The 21,538-nt window shown below is 63.0% G+C and carries 22 protein-coding genes and 1 pseudogene; 9 read left to right on the top strand and 14 right to left on the bottom strand.

What is annotated here, in order from left to right:
* Window positions 1-215 precede the first annotated feature (215 nt).
* Window positions 216-737 carry a DUF1697 domain-containing protein gene (locus tag ACIQUB_RS10900; protein WP_113239824.1) on the top strand — a complete coding sequence of 174 codons (522 nt, stop codon included), beginning with the start codon at window positions 216-218 and terminating at the stop codon, window positions 735-737.
* A gap of 90 nt (window positions 738-827) precedes the next feature.
* Window positions 828-1,775, top strand: a complete 948-nt coding sequence (locus tag ACIQUB_RS10895; protein WP_402929394.1) for a homocysteine S-methyltransferase family protein — start codon at window positions 828-830, stop codon at window positions 1,773-1,775.
* 2 nt (window positions 1,776-1,777) lie between these two features.
* Here the strand turns inward: ACIQUB_RS10895 and ACIQUB_RS10890 are convergent, their stop codons facing one another.
* The 3 genes from ACIQUB_RS10890 to ACIQUB_RS10880 all read right to left on the bottom strand — a co-directional run bounded on the left by ACIQUB_RS10890 (window position 1,778) and on the right by ACIQUB_RS10880 (window position 3,968).
* Entirely contained in the window at window positions 1,778-3,229 is a 1,452-nt protein-coding gene (locus ACIQUB_RS10890; RefSeq protein WP_113239828.1) for a DHA2 family efflux MFS transporter permease subunit, read from the bottom strand.
* Window positions 3,230-3,392: 163 nt separating this feature from the next.
* Window positions 3,393-3,707, bottom strand: a complete 315-nt coding sequence (locus tag ACIQUB_RS10885) for a type II toxin-antitoxin system RelE/ParE family toxin (RefSeq protein ID WP_113239826.1) — start codon at window positions 3,705-3,707, stop codon at window positions 3,393-3,395.
* A gap of 3 nt (window positions 3,708-3,710) precedes the next feature.
* A complete protein-coding gene (locus tag ACIQUB_RS10880; RefSeq protein WP_112820190.1) occupies window positions 3,711-3,968 on the bottom strand; it encodes a type II toxin-antitoxin system ParD family antitoxin in 258 nt (85 codons plus the stop codon).
* Window positions 3,969-4,150: 182 nt separating this feature from the next.
* Between ACIQUB_RS10880 and ACIQUB_RS10875 the strand changes: the two genes are divergently transcribed.
* The 4 genes from ACIQUB_RS10875 (at window position 4,151) to ACIQUB_RS10860 (ending at window position 9,447) form a co-directional block, all read left to right on the top strand.
* Window positions 4,151-4,633: a hypothetical protein gene (locus ACIQUB_RS10875; RefSeq protein WP_402929393.1), complete on the top strand. Its 483-nt coding sequence runs from the start codon at window positions 4,151-4,153 to the stop codon at window positions 4,631-4,633.
* A 65-nt stretch (window positions 4,634-4,698) separates the two neighbouring features.
* On the top strand, window positions 4,699-6,195 hold the full coding sequence (locus tag ACIQUB_RS10870) for a protein adenylyltransferase SelO (protein ID WP_113239201.1): 1,497 nt from the start codon (window positions 4,699-4,701) through the stop codon (window positions 6,193-6,195).
* Window positions 6,196-6,506: 311 nt separating this feature from the next.
* On the top strand, window positions 6,507-8,843 hold the full coding sequence (locus ACIQUB_RS10865; RefSeq protein WP_113239202.1) for a glucose/quinate/shikimate family membrane-bound PQQ-dependent dehydrogenase: 2,337 nt from the start codon (window positions 6,507-6,509) through the stop codon (window positions 8,841-8,843).
* A gap of 145 nt (window positions 8,844-8,988) precedes the next feature.
* Complete coding sequence (locus ACIQUB_RS10860) at window positions 8,989-9,447, top strand: hypothetical protein (protein ID WP_113239203.1); 459 nt, start codon at window positions 8,989-8,991, stop codon at window positions 9,445-9,447.
* Between the two features lie 368 nt (window positions 9,448-9,815).
* On the opposite strand, the gene bla is transcribed toward ACIQUB_RS10860, so the two are convergent.
* From bla to dmeR, 3 genes are all read right to left on the bottom strand, one after another.
* The gene (bla, locus tag ACIQUB_RS10855; RefSeq protein ID WP_113239204.1) at window positions 9,816-10,703 is read right to left on the bottom strand and encodes a class A beta-lactamase; all 888 of its coding nucleotides are present in this window, start codon (window positions 10,701-10,703) and stop codon (window positions 9,816-9,818) included.
* A gap of 166 nt (window positions 10,704-10,869) precedes the next feature.
* A complete protein-coding gene (gene dmeF, locus ACIQUB_RS10850; protein WP_113239205.1) occupies window positions 10,870-11,916 on the bottom strand; it encodes a CDF family Co(II)/Ni(II) efflux transporter DmeF in 1,047 nt (348 codons plus the stop codon).
* 51 nt (window positions 11,917-11,967) lie between these two features.
* Window positions 11,968-12,240: a Ni(II)/Co(II)-sensing transcriptional repressor DmeR gene (gene dmeR, locus ACIQUB_RS10845; RefSeq protein WP_018902506.1), complete on the bottom strand. Its 273-nt coding sequence runs from the start codon at window positions 12,238-12,240 to the stop codon at window positions 11,968-11,970.
* Between the two features lie 531 nt (window positions 12,241-12,771).
* Here dmeR and ACIQUB_RS10840 point away from each other — a divergent pair.
* Window positions 12,772-13,266 (top strand): GNAT family N-acetyltransferase, encoded by a 495-nt coding sequence (locus ACIQUB_RS10840; protein ID WP_018902505.1) that lies wholly within the window; start codon window positions 12,772-12,774, stop codon window positions 13,264-13,266.
* 17 nt (window positions 13,267-13,283) lie between these two features.
* Here the strand turns inward: ACIQUB_RS10840 and ACIQUB_RS10835 are convergent, their stop codons facing one another.
* From ACIQUB_RS10835 to ACIQUB_RS10815, 5 genes are all read right to left on the bottom strand, one after another.
* Entirely contained in the window at window positions 13,284-13,541 is a 258-nt protein-coding gene (locus ACIQUB_RS10835) for a helix-turn-helix domain-containing protein (protein ID WP_402929392.1), read from the bottom strand.
* Window positions 13,542-13,639: 98 nt separating this feature from the next.
* Entirely contained in the window at window positions 13,640-14,632 is a 993-nt protein-coding gene (locus ACIQUB_RS10830) for a phytanoyl-CoA dioxygenase family protein (RefSeq protein WP_402929391.1), read from the bottom strand.
* A 124-nt stretch (window positions 14,633-14,756) separates the two neighbouring features.
* Complete coding sequence (locus ACIQUB_RS10825) at window positions 14,757-15,671, bottom strand: cytochrome c (protein WP_113239732.1); 915 nt, start codon at window positions 15,669-15,671, stop codon at window positions 14,757-14,759.
* A gap of 99 nt (window positions 15,672-15,770) precedes the next feature.
* A complete protein-coding gene (locus ACIQUB_RS10820) occupies window positions 15,771-16,223 on the bottom strand; it encodes a cytochrome c (RefSeq protein WP_113196726.1) in 453 nt (150 codons plus the stop codon).
* A 141-nt stretch (window positions 16,224-16,364) separates the two neighbouring features.
* Window positions 16,365-17,003, bottom strand: coding sequence for a LysE family translocator (locus ACIQUB_RS10815; protein ID WP_113196725.1), 639 nt, complete (start codon window positions 17,001-17,003; stop codon window positions 16,365-16,367).
* A gap of 128 nt (window positions 17,004-17,131) precedes the next feature.
* Here ACIQUB_RS10815 and ACIQUB_RS10810 point away from each other — a divergent pair.
* A pseudogene (locus tag ACIQUB_RS10810) lies at window positions 17,132-17,837 on the top strand (helix-turn-helix transcriptional regulator).
* Between the two features lie 45 nt (window positions 17,838-17,882).
* On the opposite strand, the gene ACIQUB_RS10805 reads toward ACIQUB_RS10810, so the two are convergent.
* Window positions 17,883-18,662 carry an SDR family oxidoreductase gene (locus ACIQUB_RS10805; RefSeq protein WP_113239731.1) on the bottom strand — a complete coding sequence of 260 codons (780 nt, stop codon included), beginning with the start codon at window positions 18,660-18,662 and terminating at the stop codon, window positions 17,883-17,885.
* Window positions 18,663-18,822: 160 nt separating this feature from the next.
* On the opposite strand from ACIQUB_RS10805, the gene ACIQUB_RS10800 reads away from it, so the two are divergent.
* Window positions 18,823-19,737: an AraC family transcriptional regulator gene (locus ACIQUB_RS10800; protein WP_113239730.1), complete on the top strand. Its 915-nt coding sequence runs from the start codon at window positions 18,823-18,825 to the stop codon at window positions 19,735-19,737.
* A 13-nt stretch (window positions 19,738-19,750) separates the two neighbouring features.
* Here the strand turns inward: ACIQUB_RS10800 and ACIQUB_RS10795 are convergent, their stop codons facing one another.
* Window positions 19,751-20,599: a metallophosphoesterase gene (locus ACIQUB_RS10795; RefSeq protein ID WP_113239729.1), complete on the bottom strand. Its 849-nt coding sequence runs from the start codon at window positions 20,597-20,599 to the stop codon at window positions 19,751-19,753.
* A gap of 97 nt (window positions 20,600-20,696) precedes the next feature.
* Window positions 20,697-21,299 carry a superoxide dismutase gene (locus tag ACIQUB_RS10790; RefSeq protein ID WP_037180608.1) on the bottom strand — a complete coding sequence of 201 codons (603 nt, stop codon included), beginning with the start codon at window positions 21,297-21,299 and terminating at the stop codon, window positions 20,697-20,699.
* Window positions 21,300-21,538 lie beyond the last annotated feature (239 nt).

Here is a 21,538-nt window from a genome sequence, read left to right as displayed (position 1 = left end):
TCTGCCCTGCCGGGCTGCCGGGGCCGAGCCGCTTGTCTCGGCCCGCGCTTCGCGCCCCCCACAGGTGGGGAGATTGGCTGGGCGCGGCCGCTCGCTCCTACCTTGATTGTTTGGCGTAGACCTTAATCGCGAGTCGATCTCCCCCTTGTGGGGGAGATGTCCGGCAGGACAGAGGGGGGTAATTCTTGCTCCCCCGCCAACGGAAGGAGCCCCCAATGCCCGTCTACATCGCCCTCCTCCGTGCCATCAATGTCGGCGGCACCGGCAAGCTCCCCATGACCGAGCTGAAGGCGATCTGCGAACAGCTCGGCTTTACCGACGTCAAGACCTACATCCAGAGCGGCAACGTGCTATTTCGCGCCGACGCCAACGAGGCCGACGTCGCACGCGCATTGGATGCAGCACTCGGCGAGCTGCTGGGCAAGAAGCCCGGCGTGATGGTGCGCAGCCGCAAGGAGATGGAGGCGATCGTCGACAGGGCGCCCTTCCCCGATGCCAAGCCGAGTTTTCTGCTCATAAGCTTCCTGCCCGAGAATGCGCCGAAGGATGCGCTCGACAGGATTGTGGCGCCTGACGGAGAGGAGGCTGTGGTCGATGGGCGGGAGATCTATGTGCACTATCCCATCGGCTCCGGGAAATCGAAGCTGAAGCTGCCGGCGCTCAATGCCGGCACCTCGCGCAACATCAACACCGTTCGCAAGCTCGCCGAAATGGCGGCCGCGATGGAAGATGGCTGAGACCCGCTTTACGGCGGCGGCTCATTATTTTAGTCTTCCCTAATTCACAGTAGCATCGCATCTGTTTCCTGTTTGCCGGGAGGGACCGATATGGCGAAGTACAGAGCGCATCTGCCGCAGATCGACGGCGGGTTTTATGCAAGTGACGGGGGCATGGAGACGACCTTCATCTTTCACGACGGGATGGAGCTGCCGCATTTCGCTTCCTTCGTGATGGTTGACGACGAGGAAGGGCGGGACCGGTTGCTGGTCTATTATCGCCGCTATCTCGACATTGCCCGCAAGCACCGGACCGGTTTCATCCTGGACACGCCGACATGGCGGGCCAATGCCGATTGGGGTGAGAAGCTCGGCTACGACGCCGAGGCGCTGCACCGAGTGAATTTGGCGGCGATCGACCTGCTGCTGCCGCTTCGCTACAAATACGAGGAACCGGGGCGGCCGATCGTGATCTCAGGGGCGATCGGGCCGCGTGGCGATGGCTACAAGGCGGGCAACATGAATGCCGCCGAGGCGAAGGATTATCATGGGGCGCAGATCAAAAGCTTTGCCCAGAGCGAGGCCGACATGGTGGCCGCCTATACGCTGACCAATATCGACGAGGCAATCGGGGTGGCGCGTGCGGCGGCGGCCAATAATATGCCCTGCGCGATCTCGTTCACGGTAGAGACCGACGGTCGGCTGGTGACGGGGCGGAGCCTGCAGGATGCGATCGAGACCACGGATGCGGCGACCGGCGGCTCGCCCGCCTACTACATGATCAACTGCGCGCACCCGACGCATTTTGCAGGCGCGCTAGCCGCGAACAGCGGCTGGACGCGGCGCATCCGTGGCCTGCGTGCCAATGCTTCGCGGATGAGCCATGCGGAACTCGACGAAAGCGAGACGCTCGATGCCGGCGATCCGTCAGATCTCGGGGAGCGGTATCGGGTGTTGTTGCGCGATATGCCCGAGATCAGGATCGTCGGTGGCTGTTGCGGCACCGATCACCGCCATGTGGCGGCGATCTGCGAGGCTTGTGTGCCGGCAGCTGCTTGAGTTCAGTGCTCGGCGTGGACCGCCTTGTTGCCGCCGTGGCCGCTGATATCGGCGCCGGCCGTGCGCGAAAAGCGCAGGTTCCAGAAGGTGGCGGTGAGCGAGACCGCAGTCACGAACAAGAAGGCGGCCGAGAAGTCGTGCAGTTGCGGCGTGTCGCCGCTGCCGGTTGCCGACATCGAGATATGCAGCACGAAGGCGCCGACGCAGATGCCGAGCGACAGCATCAGCTGCTGGAAGGTCACGTAAAAGCTGGTAGCGGCGCTCATGCGGTCGCGCTCGATCGCGTCATAGGCGACCGTGTTATAGGCGGTGAACTGGAACGACATGAAGAAGCCGCACATGACGAGCACGGCGAAGATCAAGCCGAGCGGCCAGTCAGGCCGGAAGAAGGCGCAGAGCGCGTAGCCGAAGGTGGCGGTGAAACCATTGAACACCAACGCGTTGCGGAAGCCGAAGCGGCGCAGGATCCTCGGCGCGAAGGCCTTCATCGCCATGGAGCCGATGGCCGCTGCCGTCACCAGCTGGCCGGCCTTGGCGGCGGAGAGGCCGAAGCCGAGCTGGAAATAGAGCGGCAGCAGGAATGGTTGCGCGCCCTGCGTGATGCGGGTGAGCGAGCCGGCGATGACGGACGTGCCGAAGCTCGGCACCTTCATCAGCGAGAAATCCATGATCGGCGCGGGATGCTTTCGCGCGTGCTTGAGATAGGCGATGCCGAAGAGCAGGCCGATCGTGATCAGGAACAGCGCGAACATCCCCTCGCCCGGACGGCTGGAGCTTTCGAAGCCGAAGAGCAGCGAGCCGAGCGCGATGCCAGACAGGATGAAGCCGATGGTGTCGAAGCGCTTCTTCGTCTCGCCCTTGAAATTCTCGATGAAGATCGAGACCAGGACGAAGCCGAGGATGCCGATCGGGACGTTGATGTAAAAGATCCAGCGCCAGTCGAGATAGGTGACGATCATGCCGCCAACGGGTGGACCGAGGATCGGGCCGATCAGCGCCGGCACCAGCAGCCACGACATGGCATTGACCATGTCCTTGCGGGCGACGCTGCGCAAAAGCACGAGACGGCCGACCGGCATCATCATGGCGCCGCCGAGACCCTGCAGCAGGCGGGCAAACACCAGACACCAGAGATTGGGCGACAGCGCGCAGCAGATGGAGCCGAGAACGAAGACGACGATGGCCCAGCGAAAGACGGTGCGCGAGCCGAAGCGATCGGCAATCAGGCCGCTTGCCGGAATGAAGATGGCGAGGCTGAGCAGATAGGATGTCAGCGCGATACTCATTGACGGTGCGCTGACGCCGAAATCGCGCGCCATGGTGGGAAGTGCAGTGGCCAGAACCGTGGCGTCCAGCTGCTCCATGAACATGGCGCTGGCTACGATCATCGCAATCAAGCGGAAATTGAGTTGCGGGCGTCCAACGACAGCCGCCTGGTAGATCTGATCCGACATCGTCAGGGATCGCTCGCGAATACGCGGCTCAAGCGCGAAGGCAATCGCCGCGGGCATGAAATGGCAAAGCGCCAAGGGTGAATGAAGTTTTTATATACGCCCGCAAATGTGGCGGGGTTATGCTGAAATGGCAAGGCTGATGTGAGCTCAGCGTATGGGTATATTAGCGATGATCGCGCATCAGCGTTTCGTAGTCGCGACCGCCGGAGAAGATGTTGGTGATGAGGATGGTGTCGGCCTCGACGCGGTAGAGTATGATCACCTTGCGCTCGAAAACCGCCATCCTGAGATCGAGGCCCAGGTCGGCGCGCGAGACGCCGCCGAAAGGCGCGTCGGCGATATTGTTGCAGCGCTCATAGATACGGTCGATATACCGCTCTGCCGTCACATGGTTCTGGCTACCGTCCAATACATATCTGAAGATCTCCTCGATACCGCTGAACGCCGCTGGCAGATATTCCACCCGGTAGCCGCTCATCGCTCACCGGTGCTTTTCATAGAGTGCGTCGATTGCGGCCCGCATCTCCTGGCTGCTCAATCTGGGCCGGGGATCATCGAGCGATTCCTGCACGCGCGCCCTTATGGCGGCGATGCGTTCCTTGTGCTCTTCCTCCTGGCGCATCCAGGCGCGCATGGCGGCGCGGATGACTTCGCTGGTGGAGGCGAAGGCGCCGGCATCGATCTCGGCATTGATCACATCGACCATTTCCGTTGGCAGCGTGATGCTGAGCTTTTCCATGTGTGTCTCCCGCGTTTGCGTCTGGAGGTGCGATTTAATCCTACCACTGCGGCCAGGCGGCAGCAATCGGCGCGGGCGCTACACCCTATTTCCGAATTGCTTTCCACACCAACGCGCGCAAGCTCTTGGTAAAGGAGCGCCGGGGCGCCTTGGCCGCCGGCGACAATGGGAGAGAGGGGCAGATGCGTCTACATCTCATCGCGGCGGCAACGGCCGTTCTGATTGCCGGAAGTGCCGAGGCCTATCAGAAATGCGGCGGCAGCCCTTCTGTCGATGTCTACTGGGAAAAGTCGGTCCTTAGCGTCGGCGGCACCTTCTACCAGATGAAGAGCGAGAAGCTCGGAAAGAAGAGTGCGCGGCTCGTTGGCCACGACATGACGTTCGTCAAAAGCAAGGGCGGCAACGACGTCCTGATCCGCAATGGCGGCAGCACCCACTATACTTGCCAGAAGACCGAGGGTGAATTGGGCGCGGCAAACATCGTTCCATATCGGGCGAAAACGATCGTCAAATCCACGGCGGAGGTCGAATTCCCTGAAGACACCGGTAGTGGCGCGCAGGCGTCTTCCCGCAATGGCCGTGGCAAGGGCGGTGGAGGTGGTGGCGGTCACGGCGGTGGCGGTGGTGGAGGTGGAGGTGGCGGCGGTGGCGGGCGCAACCGATGAACTTTGGGCCAACACACGGCGCATGAGCGCTTGCGCCGGCATGGCCTGAGCCCTACCTAAAGCCTATGATCATTGCACCTGCACAGACGTCACGCCCCTTCCCCTTCGACAACAGCTATGCGCGGTTGCCGCAGAATTTCTTCGCCCGGCAGGCGCCGTCCGCGGCCGCCGAGCCGTGGCTGATCAAGCTCAACGAGCCACTGGCGCAAGAGCTCGGGCTCGACGTCGAGCTTCTGAAGCGCGATGGGGCGGCGATCTTTTCCGGCAATCTCGTACCTGAGGGCGCAGATCCGCTGGCGATGGCCTATGCGGGGCATCAGTTCGGCAGCTTCGTGCCGCAGCTCGGCGACGGGCGGGCGATCCTGCTTGGCGAGGTGATCGACATCAAAGGCCGGCGCCGCGATATCCAGCTGAAGGGCGCGGGCGCGACACCGTTTTCGCGGCGGGGCGACGGGCGCGCGGCGCTCGGGCCGGTGTTGCGCGAATATATCGTCAGCGAGGCCATGCATGCGCTCGGCGTGCCGGCGACGCGGGCGTTGGCGGCGGTCTCGACGGGGCAGCCTGTCTATCGCGAGCAGATCCTGCCGGGTGGTGTCTTTACCCGCGTGGCAGCAAGCCATATCCGGGTTGGCACCTTCCAGTTCTTTGCGGCGCGCGGCGATACCGAGGGCGTGCGGGCGCTCGCCGACTACGTCATCGATCGGCACTATCCCGAGCTGAAGGACGGGGCCAATCCCTATATCGCGCTGTTCGAGGCTATCGCCGAGCGACAGGCGGCGCTGATCGCCAAGTGGCTGCATATCGGCTTCATCCATGGCGTGATGAACACCGACAACATGACCGTCTCGGGCGAGACGATCGATTTCGGCCCCTGCGCCTTCATGGATGCCTATGATCCCGGCAAGGTGTTTTCCTCGATCGACCAGAACGGCCGCTATGCCTATGCCAGCCAGCCCGGCATCGGGCAGTGGAACCTGGCGCGGCTCGGCGAAACGCTACTGCCGCTGATCGACGCCGATCAGGACAAGGCGGTGGAGATCGCCAATGTGGTCATCAAGGATTACGGCGAGCGCTTCCAGCTGCACTGGATGCGGGGAATGCGCGAGAAGATCGGTCTTGCTGATGTGGAAGACGACGATCTCTCGCTGATCCAGTCGCTGCTTTCCACGATGCAGGTGGGACAGGCGGATTTCACGCTGAGCTTCCGGCGCCTGTCGCACCTAGCGGCCGACGATGGCGCTGAAGACGCATTCCTCGAGACGTTCAGCGACAGCGCGGCGGCGAAGGAATGGCTGGTGCGCTGGCGGGAGCGGCTTGCGCGCGAGACGACGAGTGCTGCCGAACGCAGCGTCTCGATGCTTGGCGTCAACCCCGCCTTCATCTCGCGCAATCACCGCATCGAGCAGGCGATCGCGGCCGCCGTCGAGGATGCGGATTTCTCGCTCTTCGAAGCGCTGCTCGACGTTCTCGCCAAGCCCTATGAGGATCACGCGGAGTTTACCGCCTACATGCAGCCGCCCAAGCCCGAGGAGCGGGTGCTGCAGACATTTTGCGGGACGTGACCGGCCGCATTCCACTACCAGGGCGCTAGCGCGCCTCCAGTGGCTTGTCGCGGCCAAACGCCCGGTTTTCATGGCTTTTTCGTGACGGGAACCGAGGTTCAGATTCAACGCGCGCCCTTAAATCCGGATTCTGTCGCATATTTTAGCCACTTCTGAGCCCCCCATATTGTGGCGGTTGAAAGGCAGATGGGGCCGCTCTATTTCCGCTGATGACGCTTGCGGCAAAATGTCTTGTTCGCCGTTTGCGTGCATTCCTGACCACTCCCGATACCCCTCGGGAGCTTTATGCATTTCAGTTGGAGACCGGCCTGATGGCGATCGTCTTAACATCCATCCTCTTCATTCTGATAGGATTGGCACTTGGCGGAGGCGGGCTCTGGCTCGTGCTGCTCGGTGGCAACTTCTTCTATCTCTTCGCAGGCATCATGTTCCTGCTGACCGCTGCACTGCTCTTGAAGCGCAAGGCGTCGGCCCTTTGGGTCTATGCCGTGCTCGTCGTCGTTTCGCTCGTCTGGGCGATCAACGAAGTCGGCTTCGACTGGTGGCAGCTCGGACCGCGCGGTGGCCTGATCATCCTGCTCGGCCTGTGGCTGCTTACGCCCTGGATCCGCCGTCCACTCGGCTTTTCCGGCACGACCGGCGCGCCCTACCCGGCCAGCCCTTGGCCGCTCGCCATTCCGGTTCTGATCGCGATCGTGGTCGCCGGCTACTCGATGACGACGGACCCGCATGACCAGAACGGCAGCCTGCCGACGGCCATGACCGGCACCACGACATTCGGCGGCACGGTGACCGACGGCGAGTGGCACCAGTATGGCCGCACGCCCTTCGGCCAGCGCTATTCGCCGCTGGAGCAGGTGAACGTCAGCAACGTCAAGGACCTGAAAGAGATTTGGCGCTACCAGACCGGCGACGTGAAGCGGCCGGACGATGTTGGCGAGACGACCTACCAGGTCACGCCGCTCAAGGTTGGCGACACGCTCTACATCTGCACGCCGCACAACCTTGCCATCGCGCTGGATGCCAAGACCGGCAAGGAAAAGTGGAAGTTCGACGCCAATTCCGGCATGAATCCCGACCGACAGCACCAGACGTGCCGTGGCGTTACCTACTACCACGACACGGCAGCGGCTGCCGGCGCACCCTGCGTCGACCGCGTCTACCTGCCGACCGCCGATGCCCGCCTGATCGCGCTCGACGCGCTCGACGGCAAGGTCTGCACCGATTTCGCCGAACAGGGTACGCTGCACCTCGAAAAGGGCATGAAGTACAACCCCGCCGGCTACTACTATTCGACCTCGCCGCCGGTGGCGATCGACGGCAAGCTGATCATCGGCGGCGCCGTCAACGACAACTACTCCACCCAGGAGCAGTCCGGCGTCATCCGCGCCTTCGACATCCACACCGGCGCGCTGGTCTGGAACTGGGATTCGGGCAACCCCGACGTCACGACGCCGCTGCCCGAGGGCCAGACCTACACGACCAACTCGCCCAACAGCTGGTCGGTTCTGTCGGCTGACGAAGGTCTCGGCCTGATCTACGTGCCGCTCGGCAACCAAGTCCCCGACCAGCTCGGCATGAACAGAAGCGCCAATGTCGAGAAATTCTCGTCGTCGGTCGTTGCTCTGGACATGAAGACCGGCCAGTTGCGCTGGGTCCAGCAGTTCGTGCATCACGACTTGTGGGACATGGACGTTCCGGCACAGCCCGTTCTCTTCGATATGAAGAAGGCTGACGGTACGGTCGTTCCGGCACTCGTGGCTCCCACCAAGCAGGGCGACCTCTATGTGCTCGACCGCCGCACTGGCGAGGCGATCATTCCGTTCAAGGAAATCCCCGCGCCGCAGGGCACGATCCCCGAGGACCATGCTGCGCCGACGCAGCCGATCTCCGACCTCACCTTCTCGCCGCCACCGCTGCAGGAGAAGAACATGTGGGGCGTGTCGCTGTTCGATCAGCTCGTGTGCCGCATCGAGTTCCACCGCTTGAAGTATGAAGGCCGCTATACGCCGCCATCGCTGGAAGGCACAATCGTCTATCCGGGCAATTTCGGCACCTTCAACTGGGGCTCTGTCGCGGTCGATCCTGAACGGCAGATCATGTTCGGCATGCCGACCTATCTCGCCTTCACCTCGCGCCTGGTTCCTGCAGCCGACATCCCGCCGAAGAGTGCAGGCGAAAAGGGCAGCGAACAGGGCCTGAACCGCAATGACGGCGCGCCTTACGGCGTGGTCATGGGTCCGTTCCTCGGCCCGCTCGGCATCCCCTGCCAGGCACCGCCATGGGGTTACGTCGCCGGCGCCGATCTCACCACGGGCAAGACCGCCTACAAGCTGGTGAACGGCACGGTTCGCGACATGAGCCCGCTTCCGATGCCCTTCAAACTCGGCGTTCCCGGCATCGGCGGCCCGATCATCACCAAGGGCGGCGTTGCCTTCCTCGGTGCTGCGGTCGACGACTACCTTCGCGCCTACGACGTGACCAACGGCAAGCAGCTGTGGCAGGCCCGCCTGCCGGCTGGTGGCCAGTCGACGCCGATGACCTACACGACCTCGGACAACAAGCAGTATGTCGTGATGGTGGCCGGCGGACACGGATCGATCGGCACCAAGCCGGGCGACTACGTCATCGCCTACACGCTGCCCTAAGCGGCTTCAACGACCACCGAAATGGCCGCCTCCGGGCGGCCATTTTGCGTTTGGGCCTCCGATGGCAGCGCGTGATCATGACAACGAAAGGCTGGCGCAGGCTTTCGACGCAATTCTTCCGTGCGTTGTCTCAGGGGGAATTTTCATGAAGATCGGCGACAGCATCTCAAGCACCTATGGCTTGGGCAATCTTTTCCAGCAATCCGGCCAGCGCAACAAGCAGCAGCCGATGACGATCGAAGACAGCGTTCGCCAGAGCGGCGCATCGCTTGCGCCCAGCACGACGCCGACATCCATCTCCGGCACGATGTGGGCGCTGCAGGCGACCGACGAGAGCCAGACGATGTCAGGCGTGGAAGACGACGCCAAAGCCCGCCACGACGCCATCGTCAGCGAATTCAGCGACCTCGCCAACATGACGCTCGCCGAACGCATCCGCAAGCAGGTGCTCGACAGCCTCGGGATGACCGAAGACAGCCTGAAGGGTATGTCGATGGACGACCGCGCGGCGATCGAAAAGCAGATCGCCGACGAGGTGAAGCGCCAGCTGACGGGCAATGACGACAAGGGCGAGAGTGCTGCGGCGGATGTCGGCGCGGTGTGAGGGGTCGGCGGGTCGCAGCTGCCGGGACGCGAGGTCGCGGCCCATGTTTGCTGCCGCCGCGATAGGACTCTCCCGGCGCCACAAACTCCACCCTCATTCCTGTCGTTGTGACAGGAATCCAGCCACGGCGCGTCTGCGCCGTGAATGACCTGCTCCCAGCATTTGGTCGAAGAAGAGTCTTCTCGCCGCGCGGACGCGCGTCGGCTGGATTCCCGCCACAAGGGCGAGAATGAGGGAGAGGATGGGGGCGCTTCGCCTGCACCTCAAGGGTGGAGCCAACTGCTAAGAGATTGATTCAACGAGATGCGAGCAAGATTCACTTTCTTGCTTTATCCTATTGATCCACATACTCTATTTCCAGCCTCTCCTCACGCCATCTCCGCCACGATCCGCCCGACCTCGGCGAACACCGGGTTGATCTCGGCGGTTGCAACCGTGGCGTTGGTGACGTAGACGGCGATCAGGATGGGGCCGTGGCCGGGGGGCCAGCAGATGGCGATGTCGGCGGCGGAGCCGTTCTTGCCGGTACCGGTCTTGTCGCCGATCTTCCAGGTTTCCGGAAGGCCAGTGCGCAGGCGTTCGTTGCCCGTGGTGTTGGCGACCATCCACTCGATCAGCGTCTTTTGCGAGGGTTCGGACAGGACCGAGCCGAGCGCGATGTTGCCGAGCGTGTCGAGCATGGCATCGGGCGTCGTGGTGTCGCGCGGATCGTCCTTGGCGATATCGTTGAGATCGGGCTCGATACGGTCGAGCCGGGTGGAGCCGTCCCCGAGCGTGCGCAGCCAGTTGGTCAGTTCCTTCGGGCCGCCGAGGCTTTCGAGGATGAGATTGGCCGCGGTATTGTCGCTCAGCGTGATCGCCGCCTTGCAGAGATCGCCGACGCTCATGCCCTCGCCGCCGACGTGCTTCTCGGTTTCGGGCGAATAGGCGATGAGCTGCTCTTTCTCGTAGACCACGCGGCGTTCGAGATTTTCCTCGCCCTTGTCGACGCGCGACAGCACCATGGCGGCGGCGAGCACCTTGAAGGTGCTGAACATCGGGAAGGTCTCGGTCTCGCGATAGCCGAAGGAGATGTTGGTCTCGGTATCGATGACCGATACGCCGATGCGTCCGCCGATCTGCTTTTCCAGCGCGCCGATGCGGCGGTCGATCTCGTCGTCGCTGTCTTCGGCGCGAACGATCCCCGGCAGGAACAGCGCCGGGGCGAGCAATGCAGAGCCGAGCAGCGTGCGGCGGCGGATCGAAAAGCGATGCATGAAAAGACCTCTGCCAGAATCGATGAAGGCATCAATTAAGAATGGTGGGAACCGGGTTAAAGCGGGATTGTGGCCCGCTTGCGTCGCCCGCGCCTTCGCCATCGGAATGCGTTGATCTTTCAGATTCGCATTCCCGGCATCAAGCCCTTCTCTGGCATGAACTATCTCAGGCGGCCTTTTTGGCCGCCATCGGCGTGACCTCGACCGTCACATGCGACAATTGGCCGAGCGTCGCGAGCTTCTCCTTGTAGAAGGACGGCGCGCGGGGGGCCGATGTGGCGACCGCGACGATGGCCGCATGGTGGCCGGGGCCGACCTGCCAGACGTGCAGGTCGGTGATCTCGTCGCCATCGGCCTCGACGACCTTGCGGATCGCCTTGGGCAGATCGCCCGCCGCAGGCAGTGTGTCGAGCAGAACGGCGCCCGACGCCTTCATCAGGCCCCAGGCCCATTGCGCGATGATGACGCCGCCGACGATGCCCATCAGCGGATCGAGCCAGAGCCAGCCATAGAGGCTGCCGAGCAGAAGTGCCGCGATGGCGAGCACTGATGTCAGCGCGTCGGCGATGACGTGGACATAGGCGGCGCGCATGTTGTTGTCGGTGGCGCGCGGGGCGTGGCTGGCGTGGTCGCCATGATGGACGTGGGAGCCATGGTGCGCATGATCTCCGTGATGGGCGTGGGAGCCGTGATGTGCGTGATCGCCGTGGGGCGCGTGGCTCCCGTGGCCGTGGCCATGCGCGTGGCCGTGGTGATGATGATCATCCTTCAGCAGCCAGGCGCTCAGCACATTGACGGCGAGGCCGAGGACCGCGACGCCGATGGCCTGGGAGAAGCTGATCGGAACCGGATTGGCGATGCGCAGCACGCTTTCATAGGCCATGAGCAGCGCGATCAGCACCAGAATGATGGCGCTGGCGAAACCGGCGAGATCACCGAGCTTGCCGGTGCCGAAGGTGAAGCGCGGATTGTGGGCCTGGCGGCGGGCATAGAGATAGGCCAGCGCCGAGATCAGCATGGCGCTCGCATGGGTCGACATGTGCCAGCCATCGGCGACCAGCGCCATCGAGCCATACCATGTACCGGCGGCGATCTCGGCCACCATCATCGAGGCGGTCAACGCGATGACCAGCCAGATGCGGCGGGTATTGCGGTCATGGTCCTCGCCGAGGAAGACGTGCTCGTGCTGCAGGCTGCTTGTCTGTGCGCTCATCGCACGCTCCTTGTCGGTGGTCTCGTCAGTGGTCTCGCGCCCTCAGGCGCATCAGCGGATGTAGGTTCTCAGAACCTCGGAAATTTCCTCGACGGCCTCGCTGCGCGCCTTCTCGTCGGCAGCGTGCAGGACATGCTCGTGCAGGTGATCATCCAGCACCTCGCCGGTCAGCCCGTTCAGCGCGCCGCGGATGGAAGAGAGCAGCTGCAGGATCTCGCCGCAGGGCTTTTCCGCCTCGAGCGCCCGCTCCACCGCATCCATCTGGCCCTTCAGCCTGTTGATGCGGGCGATCAGCTTTTTCTTGTTGTGCTGGGTGTGGGACATGATCTTCTCGATATAGGATAGGGGGGTACCCTATCATACAAGGGAAAGCTTGGAAAGCCTGCTCGGAATTGTCGACGAAGTGGTGGGAGAGGTTTGCGAGGGCGGACGCTGCGCGATTGGCGAGACGGTGGCGTAAGGGCGGGCAGAGAATCGCATGAACAAAAGACCCCTCCCCAACCCTCCCCACAAGGGGGAGGGCTTAACCCAGCCACATCGGCCGAGCCCAATTGAGGCAGACGCGCGCCACGGGTCTTCTCCCCCCTTGTGGGGAGATGGCCGGCAGGCCAGAGAGGGTCTTTGACTGCCTCGAACAACCCAACGCAAAAGAGGCCATTGACAAAAGGCGCGTTCTGGATGATTCATCTGCTCATGATCAAGAACGCGCACATCAACCGCTCGTATTTTTGGCTGTACCTGTAAAGGGCGGCTGGACAGATCTTATTGTCAACAAGCCGCCGTCAGGCGGTTTTGTTGTATCTCAAGCGTCCTGACGGCAGAACACCACGAAACGCCAGACTGGGACGCAAAGACATGACCGACATCGAAGACAGCGAAATCTCATTGATCCGTCCGCCGGTGATCAATATCCGCGCCGCCAAGCCGCGCGACCTTCCCGAACTCAACGACATGATCGCGCTGCTCGCCAAGCACCACGGCGACGCCGCCGGCTCGACGCCGGAGCAGCTCGAGCGCGACCTGTTCGGCCCCCTGCCCTGGATCACCGCGCTCGTTGCGGAGACCGACGAGGGCCTGATCGGATACGCCATTCTCGTGCCGCTCTATCGTGCACAGGAAGGCGCGCGCGGCATGGATCTGCACCACCTCTTCGTGCGCGACGGCCATCGCGGCCACGGCGTCGGCCAGCATCTCGTCAACCGCGCCCGCGATACCGCCCGCAACGCCGGCTGCGGCTACCTCTCGGTCAGCGCCGCGACCGGCAATATCCAGGCGCACCGCTTCTACGAACATATGGACTTCATCCCGCGCCCGGTCACCGGCATGCGCTATCTGCAGGCGCTGGCTTAGGCGCCTGCGATCGCTGGTCAGGCAACGGCCTTGGCGACGATCTCGGGAAACTGCTGGATCACCCGCATGTAAGCGACGGCGAATGCCGGTGCCGTCGCGCGAGCCTGCTCCCAATCGCGCAAGGTGCCGACTGGCACGCGGAAACGGCGCGCGAACTCGGATTGCGACAGCCCGAGCTGGGTTCTCGTCCGGCGGATGAGGCGGGCGCGCTGGGCGCGATCCAGCGCTTCGGCCGTTACGCCGAAATCGTCGGCGTCAGCAGGATCAGCCGGCAAAGCCCCGTCCTTCCTGGGATCGAACCTGTCTGTAGTCATCACTAGACCATACGGGATTTCCGTATGGTCCGCAATGTCCGCCAGATTGGCTGCGCTCGCTAGCGCAGCACCGGTTCGCCGTGGAAGCGGCGGCGGGAGGGTTTGGAGACGCCGAAGCCGATTTCCATCATCAGGCGCGGTTTTTCGGTGGCGACGGTTCCCATGTGGAATCCGAAGGGGTCTTCCACGAAGCCGGAGCCGGCCCTGCCGGTCAGCGTGATCGGGCTGTCCTTGCCGTAGTAATCGATGATCTCGTCGGCGGGGTGGCCGACCAGCAGGGTCAGCTGGTGCTTCATGCGGCGCTTGTTGTGGCTGCCGCGGACGAAGACGTGCGGGCCGGTGCCCTGATCGACATCCACGAGATAGAAGAAGAACTTCAGCATCCGCCAATCGTCGAGATCGAAGTGATACTTGTCGAGCGATGCAAGGCTGCGGTCGGCTTCGCTGGCCTTGGTGGGGAAGCTCCACCATGTGCGGGTGGTGATCAATTGCGCCTGGGCGCCGAGATAGCGGCGGGCGATCTCCGACAGAAGCGGATCGCGTTGCACGGTCAGCACCGCCGGGCAATCCAGCGCCCGCTCGAAATGGTGGCCGGAGAGGATGGGGCGGCCGAGCCGGTCTTCGGTGGCGCGGTGGTCCGATGCGGTGAACTCTATCTTGCGGTCGAAATTGCCGAAGCACGGGGTGGCGTGGCCGAAGGCGGATATCTCCTCGGTGATATCCGGCGGCAGCTGCAAATCGGGGAAGATGCCGTCTCGGTTCAGCGCATCGACGGCGGTTTCGGCGTTCACGCCTTGGAAGATCGTGGGCAAGTTGTCGATCGCGCCGTTGCTCTTCTTGGCCGTCAGCCAATGGGCGCGGCGGCCGGGAATGGTGCGGGCGAGCAGAAACATCGGCAGCCAGGCCGGGTTCTCGCGGATATCGGCCATGTAGGTGGGGATGCGGACCGCCATGCGCTTGAGCTTGCCGCCCTTGCGCGCGACCGCTTCGAGATCATTGGCGGAAGCGTTCGAGGCGGCACCACGGGCGGGAGATACTGATGAGCTGTGCATTTCAGCTGGCCTTTCGCAAGACGTTTGAGGATCGTCATTCGGCAGCGGCATGTGCCACTGCGGGGCATTCAGTCGAAATTGCTAATAAATGCTGCAATGCGGCGATTTTGGGGTATTTCTACCCTCAATGACCAGGCACCGCCTTCAGGTAGGCGGCGATCGCCTCCAGATCAGCCTTGGGTAGGTGAGCGACGTTCTGCTGCACCTCGGTCATCGATCCGCCGGCCGAATCGAAATCGGGCGTGAAGCCGGTTTCGAGATAATTGGCGATGTCGGCCTCGCTCCATTCGCCGATGGCTTTCGAGCCCGGCGTGATGTTGGGGATCGTGCCCTGCCCTTCCGGATTGGGCGCGCCGGCGAGCCACAGATCGGGCTTCAGGCCGCCCAGCGCGTCGCGCGGGGTATGGCATTCGCCGCAATGGCCGAGGCCCTCGACCAGATACTGGCCGCGTTTGACCTTGTCGTCGGCATTGGCAAGCACGACGCGTGGGCTGTCATTGAAATAGAGGAACTTCCAGCCGCCGAGCGCCAGCCGGATGTTGAACGGGAATGGCAGCTCATGCGGCGGCGCGACGTTGCTGCTCTTCGGCAGGGTCTTCATGTAGGCATAGAGGTCGTTGACGTCCTTGTCGGTCATTCTGACGTAGGAGGCATAGGGGAAGGACGGGTAGAGATGGGCGCCATTGGGCGCGACGCCGCGCTTCATGGCATTGCCAAATTGAGCGAGCGTCCATTTGCCGATGCCGGCCTGTTCGTCGGGCGAGATGTTGGGAACGTGGAAGGTGCCGAAGGGGCTCTTCAACGCCAGCCCGCCAGACAGCGTCAGCTTGGCATCGCCTTCAGCCCCCGGCGCCGCGTGACAGCTGACGCAGCCGCCGGCCCAGAAGACCATTTCGCCGTTCTTGACGTCAGGAGCGCCGAGGTTTGCCCAATGGCTCTCAGGCAGCGGATTGGGCGCGGTTACCAGGTAAAAAACGGCGCCACCGACCACGGCAACGCCGACGAGACAGAGAACGAACCTGATAAACCTGCGAAACATGCACTGCTCTCCCATCGTCCTTGACGCTTACTGGACATAAAGCGATCCGCCCGGCGGGCAAGGCCAGGCGGATCGTAGAAGACCGGTCGATGTGAGAGACTATTCCTTCTTCACGCGGTAGTTCTGATGACAGCCGCCGCAGTTGGCGCCAAGCGTCTTCAGGCCGGCGCCGACGCCTGCGGCGTCTGCCGGAAGCTGGGCGAGCAGCGTGTCGGCATCCGTGCCGAGCTTGGCCGAGCGAGCCTTGAAGTCATCCATGTTTTCCCAGATCTTCGGGCTCGCCTCGGAATCGGCGGATGCGTTTTCCGTGCCGGGTCCGAACTGATCCGGGAAGGCCTTGGCGGTTTCCGAGATCGTGGTCAGCGCCGCCTTCACGGCTTCGGCGTCGTAGGGCTTGTCGCCCTTGGCGATGCCCGAGAGCGCACCGGTGGCGCCGCCGATCTTCTTCATCATGGCAACGCGTGCGTCATGCGTGCCCTCTCCGGCCGCCAACACCGACGTCACCCCCATGCCGGCGACCAGAACGGCCGCGACGATTGCTTTTACTCTCATGTCTCCACTCCTCTTCGATACCGAGATTTTCGAAGCCCGGCGCTTCGTTTTACGCGGGCATGATGGCAAATTAATCTCAGCTAAAAAGTAACAAGTGGGTGAGAGTGCAATAAATTCAGGAATTTGCGGCTTTCTCGCTTTTCACGCCGGCGCCCGCCAGCCGTGCCAGGCGGTAAGGATCGCGATCGCCACCAAGAGGCCGCCGGCGATGCGGCCGACGAGGATGGTGGCGCGTGGGTTGGAGATCAGCAGCGTGCGGCTGCGCGAGGCGGTGACGGCGACGGTGCCGTAGATCGCCGCCTGGGTCGCCATGGTCATCAGCCCCATGACGATGCCCTGCAGCCAGATCGGCCCATAGACGGGCTTCAGGAACTGCGGATAGACCGCCAGCATGAAGAGATAAGCCTTGGGATTGATGAGGCAGGTGATGGCGCCCTGGCGAAAGGCGCGCCAGCCGGAACCGCTCGTGCCGCCTTCGACGGATGAGACCGTGATCGAGCTTGCGATCAGCGTATAGCCGATCCAGGCCATGTAGGCGGCGCCGATGAAAAGCAGCGGATTGAAGAGCGCCGGCAGAAGCGTCGCCAGAAGGCCGACGCCGATCGCGCCATAGAGCGAATGCACCGCCCCGCCCGCCATGATGCCCGCCGTCGCCGCCATTCCGGCGCGCCGGCCAGACGTCAGCGAATTGGCGAGCACGAAGAGCATGTCCATGCCCGGGACGATGATGATGCCGAAGAGAAGGGTGAAATAGAGCCAGAGGTTTTCGCTGTAGGTCATGTCAGTTGCCCATCGTCGATCCGCGATGCAGAGCTTGCGGATACCGTTGAATTTCAATTCGATAGGGTGATCTGTACGACGGCCCAACTGACAGTGTAGTGTCAGGAGCGTTTGGCGGAGGAGAGGATATGCGCAAAGCGTCCCGGCTTTTCGAGATCATCCAGCTGCTGCGGCTGGCGAAGCGGCCGGTGACGGCCGCCGTCATGGCCGAGGCGCTGGAGGTGACGGTTCGCTCGATCTATCGCGACATCGCGGCGTTGCAGGCGATGCGCGTGCCGATCGAGGGCGGACGCGGCATCGGCTATATACTGAGACCCGGTTTCGACCTGCCGCCGCTGATGTTTACGATCGAGGAAATGGAGGCGATCGTGCTGTCGCTGGCGCTGGTGGAGCGGACCGGCGACGCGGCGCTGAAGCAGGCCTCCAAGAGAGTAAACCAGAAGATCGCGGGCGCCGTCCCGCCCCCGCTGAGGGAAGCGATGGAGGGAAAGGCGCTCTACGCCTGGGGCACGATCGCGCCCTCGCCGGAGGGGCTGGACCTTTCGCTGGTGCGCGGCGCCATCCGCGACGAGCGGAAGCTGACGCTCGATTATCGCGACGAGCTCGGCCGGGCCAGCCAGCGCACGATCCGGGCCGATCGCGCTCATCTATTATTCGCAGAACTCGAACATCGTCGCGTGGTGCGAGCTGCGCGAGGCGATCCGCAATTTCCGCAGCGACCGGGTCGGGCGCTGCGTGGAGGCCGAGGGCTTCTTCAAGGGTGAAGGCGACGGCTTGCGGACGCTCTGGACCTCGGGATGGACGCAGACGCCGGGCGCCGTTTCGGCCATTTGAGGCCGTCCCCGCGACTGGGATCGCGGGGACGGCCGTTTCTCATCCTCAGAGGGCGGCGCCACCGGAGACTTCGATGCGCTGACCGTTGACCCAGCGATTGTCTTCAGCCAGCAGCGAGGCGATCATCGGGCCGATATCGTCGGCGACGCCGGGGCGGCCGAGGGCCGTCATGTCGGAGACTATCTTGTTGACCACGGGGTTGTCGCGGACGATACCGCCGCTGAAATCAGTCATCACGGCGCCGGGCGCGACCGTGTTGGCCGTGATGCCGCGGGCGCCGAGCTCCTTGGCGAGGTAACGGGTGAAGACCTCGATGGCGCCCTTCATGGCCGCGTAAGCCGAGCTGCCGGGAACGCTGAAGCGGGCAAGGCCGCTCGAGATGTTGATGATGCGGCCACCATCGGCCATCAGCGGCAGAAGCTTCTGGGTCAGGAAGAAGACGCCCTTCAGGTGGACGTTGAAGAGGCCGTCGAAGGCTTCCTCGGTCGTCTCGGCGATCGGGGCGTGGTAGCTGGTGCCGGCATTGTTGACGAGATAGTCGAAATGCTTGGCTCCGAAGGCTTCCAGCGCCTGGCGGACGCTTGCGACGAAGGCGTCGAAGGAGGCTGAATTGCCGGTGTCGAGCTGGAGGGCGACAGCTTTGGCGCCTGCGGCCTCGATCTCGGCGACGGCGCTTTCTGCTTCTGCCTTATTCGTGTTGTAGGTCAGGATGACATCGACGCCACGCTTGGCGAGGCTGACCACCGTGTTGCGGCCGAGGCCACGGCCGCCGCCGGTGACGACGGCGATCTTGTTCTTTGAATTTTCTTGGTTTTCACTCGGCATGACTGGCTCCTTGGGGCTCATTCGATGGCCTGATGCTACGCCCGCACGCCCTCTTTGCTGAATGCCGGAACTCTCGAATTTCTTGCCTATTCCTCCAATCGGCTTGCGGCCTGAAGCCAGTGATCTAAGATCACTCCCAGTGGTTTTGATGGAGAGCAGCATGGCGGAAGCGCTGAAGGACATGGTGTCGCGCTATATCGATGCGGTCGGTGGCGGCGATGGGTCGTTTGCCATGCCGGTGCCCGTGCCGGGGCTGGCGATCTCGCGCGTCAGCCAGCCGGTGATACCGCATCACCGCATCTATCGGCCGACCATCTGCGTGGTGCTGCAGGGGGCCAAGCGGATCTTGAGCGGCGACCGGGTTCTCGACTATGGCGAGAACCAGCTGCTCATTGTCACCGTCGAGCTCCCCGCCTCCGGCCAGATTGTCGAGGCCAGCCCCGAGCAACCCTATCTCGGCCTCAACATCGACTTCGATCCTGTCCTGATGCGCGAAGTGATGGACGATCTCGAAAACCCGCCCAAACCATCCGGCGACGGCATCGCCTGCGTCTTCGTGCAGGATTTCGACGAGGCGCTGCAGGATTGCGTGCGCCGGCTGCTCAATCTCATGGAGACGCCGAAGGCCATTCCGGTGCTGGCGCGGTCGATCATGCGGGAGATCTGCTACTGGCTGCTGACCGGGCCGAACGGCCGCGAAATCTGCAAGCTGGCGCTTCCAGGCAGCCATGCGCGGCGGATGAGCGATGCGATCTACCGGCTGCGCGACAATTTCGCCGAACCGGTGAGGATCGACGAACTGGCGGCCGTGGCGCGCATGAGCCCGTCCTCGTTCCACCAGCATTTCAAGACGCTGACCTCGATGACGCCGCTGCAATACCAGAAGCACATGCGTCTGCTCGAAGCGCGCCGGCTGATGGTAACCGACGGCGCCAACGTCGCAAGCGCCGCCTATCAGGTGGGCTATGAAAGCGCCTCGCAGTTCAGCCGCGAATATACCCGCATGTTCGGCACGCCGCCGAAGCGGGATGTGAGCGAGATGAGAGCGTCGCCGATGGAGACGGCGGCGGCTTAGGGGCTGCTTGGGCTTAACCCCGCAGCGCCAGCACCCTGCTCTCCTCGCGGCCGAAGCCGCGGATCTCGATGCGGTCGGCATGGACGTCGACGATGGCGAAGGTGTTTTCGGTCTCGGTGTCGACCATGCCTTTGAAGTTGACGAAGTGGCAGCCGTCGACCGCGCCGTAATTGCCGACGTGGTTGTGGCCGTTGAAATAGGCCATGACGTTGGGGCTTTTTGCCAGCAGCTCGATCATGCGTTCGCGGTCCCAGCAGTCGTGCTGGTTGGGCGGGTAGACCGGGTAGTGGTTCAGGACGATGACGCGTTCGCCCCGCTCGGCGGCGTCTTCGATCTCGGCTTTCAGCCAGTCGAACTGGTGGTCGCTGATCATGGCGTTCCAGGCTTCGGCGTTGATGGCGCCGGCGGCGCGGAGTTCGGCGAGCTTTTCGGCGGCGATCTCGCGGTAGGGGTGGCCCTCCGGCGGGGCGAAGGTGCTGACTTCATTGCCATCGAGCATGATGAAGCGCCAGCCGTGATTGGCGAGGCTGTAATAGGGCGCCGGCATGCCGAGGCGGGCGGCGACGTCTTCCAGGTGCTCGGGTGCGACGGCGAAGTCGTGGTTGCCGAGCAGGAAGAGATTGTCGTGCTTCAGGGAGTCATAGACGGGAAGGATGGCGTCGAAGCTTTTGAAATCACGGTCGATGATGTCGCCCAGCGTGATGACGAAGCTCAGATCTTCCGCATTGAAGACCTCGATCGCGGCTTTCAGCTTGGCGGGGCTGTTTTCGTAGTAGCGATCCATGCCAGCATGCGGCTCGCGGGCGGCGTATTGCGGGTCGGCGACGACGCCGAAGCGGAACAGGGGGAGCGATTGGGTCATGGCGCCGGATTAGGTGGGGTGGGTGACAGGGATGTGACACAAAACAAAAACACCCGGCGTCTCCACCGGGTGTTCTCATCACTCTCTCAAAACCGGCTTACTTGGTTGCGGCTTCGTAGCGTTCCAGGACGTAATCCCAGTTGATCAGGCTGTCGACGAAGGCTTCGAGGTACTTCGGACGGGCGTTGCGGTAGTCGATGTAATAGGAGTGTTCCCAGACGTCGACGCCGAGGATCGGGGTGGCGCCGTGGACGAGCGGGTTTTCGCCGTTCGGGGTCTTGGAGATTTCGAGCTTGCCGTTCTTGACGGAAACCCAGGCCCAGCCGGAGCCGAACTGGGTGGTGCCGGCAGCGACGAAATCGGCCTTGAACTTGTCATAGCCGCCGAGATCGGAGTTGATGGCCGCTTCGAGCTTCGAGGGCAGCTTGTTGCCGCCGCCGCCCTTCTTCATCCACTTCCAGAAATGGACGTGGTTGTAGTGCTGGGCAGCGTTGTTGAAGAGGCCGGCATTGGTGCCGAAGGACTTCTTGACGACTTCTTCGAGCGAGAGGTCGGCGAGACCGGCTTCCGCCGCGAGCTTGTTGCCGTTGTCGACATAAGCCTTGTGGTGCTTGTCGTGGTGGAACTCCAGGGTTTCCTTCGACATGAAAGGCTGCAGCGCTTCGTAGTCGTAGGGAAGTTCAGGCAATTCAAAAGCCATGGTCGTCTCCTTTTGGCAATAGTTTGCGTAATCGGCAGGTGTGCGGGAACATAGGAGCGCAAGCTTGGTGAGGCAACCTGCGAAATGTCAAAAAAGACCGCTGCGGAAGAAAATTTAACCGCGCTAAGGGCTTGGCATGCAAGGCGCAAATCAATCATGATGACAGTGCTTTATGGCATGGCCTTCCAAGCGTGGGCGCGAGGGCCGAAAATGTGCGAGGGCTCAATATGAGGCTTGGC

It is taken from the genome of Rhizobium sp. NPDC090275, from assembly GCF_044772225.1.
Lineage (GTDB): Bacteria > Pseudomonadota > Alphaproteobacteria > Rhizobiales > Rhizobiaceae > Rhizobium.
This window is presented reverse-complemented; position numbering and strand designations above follow the sequence as displayed.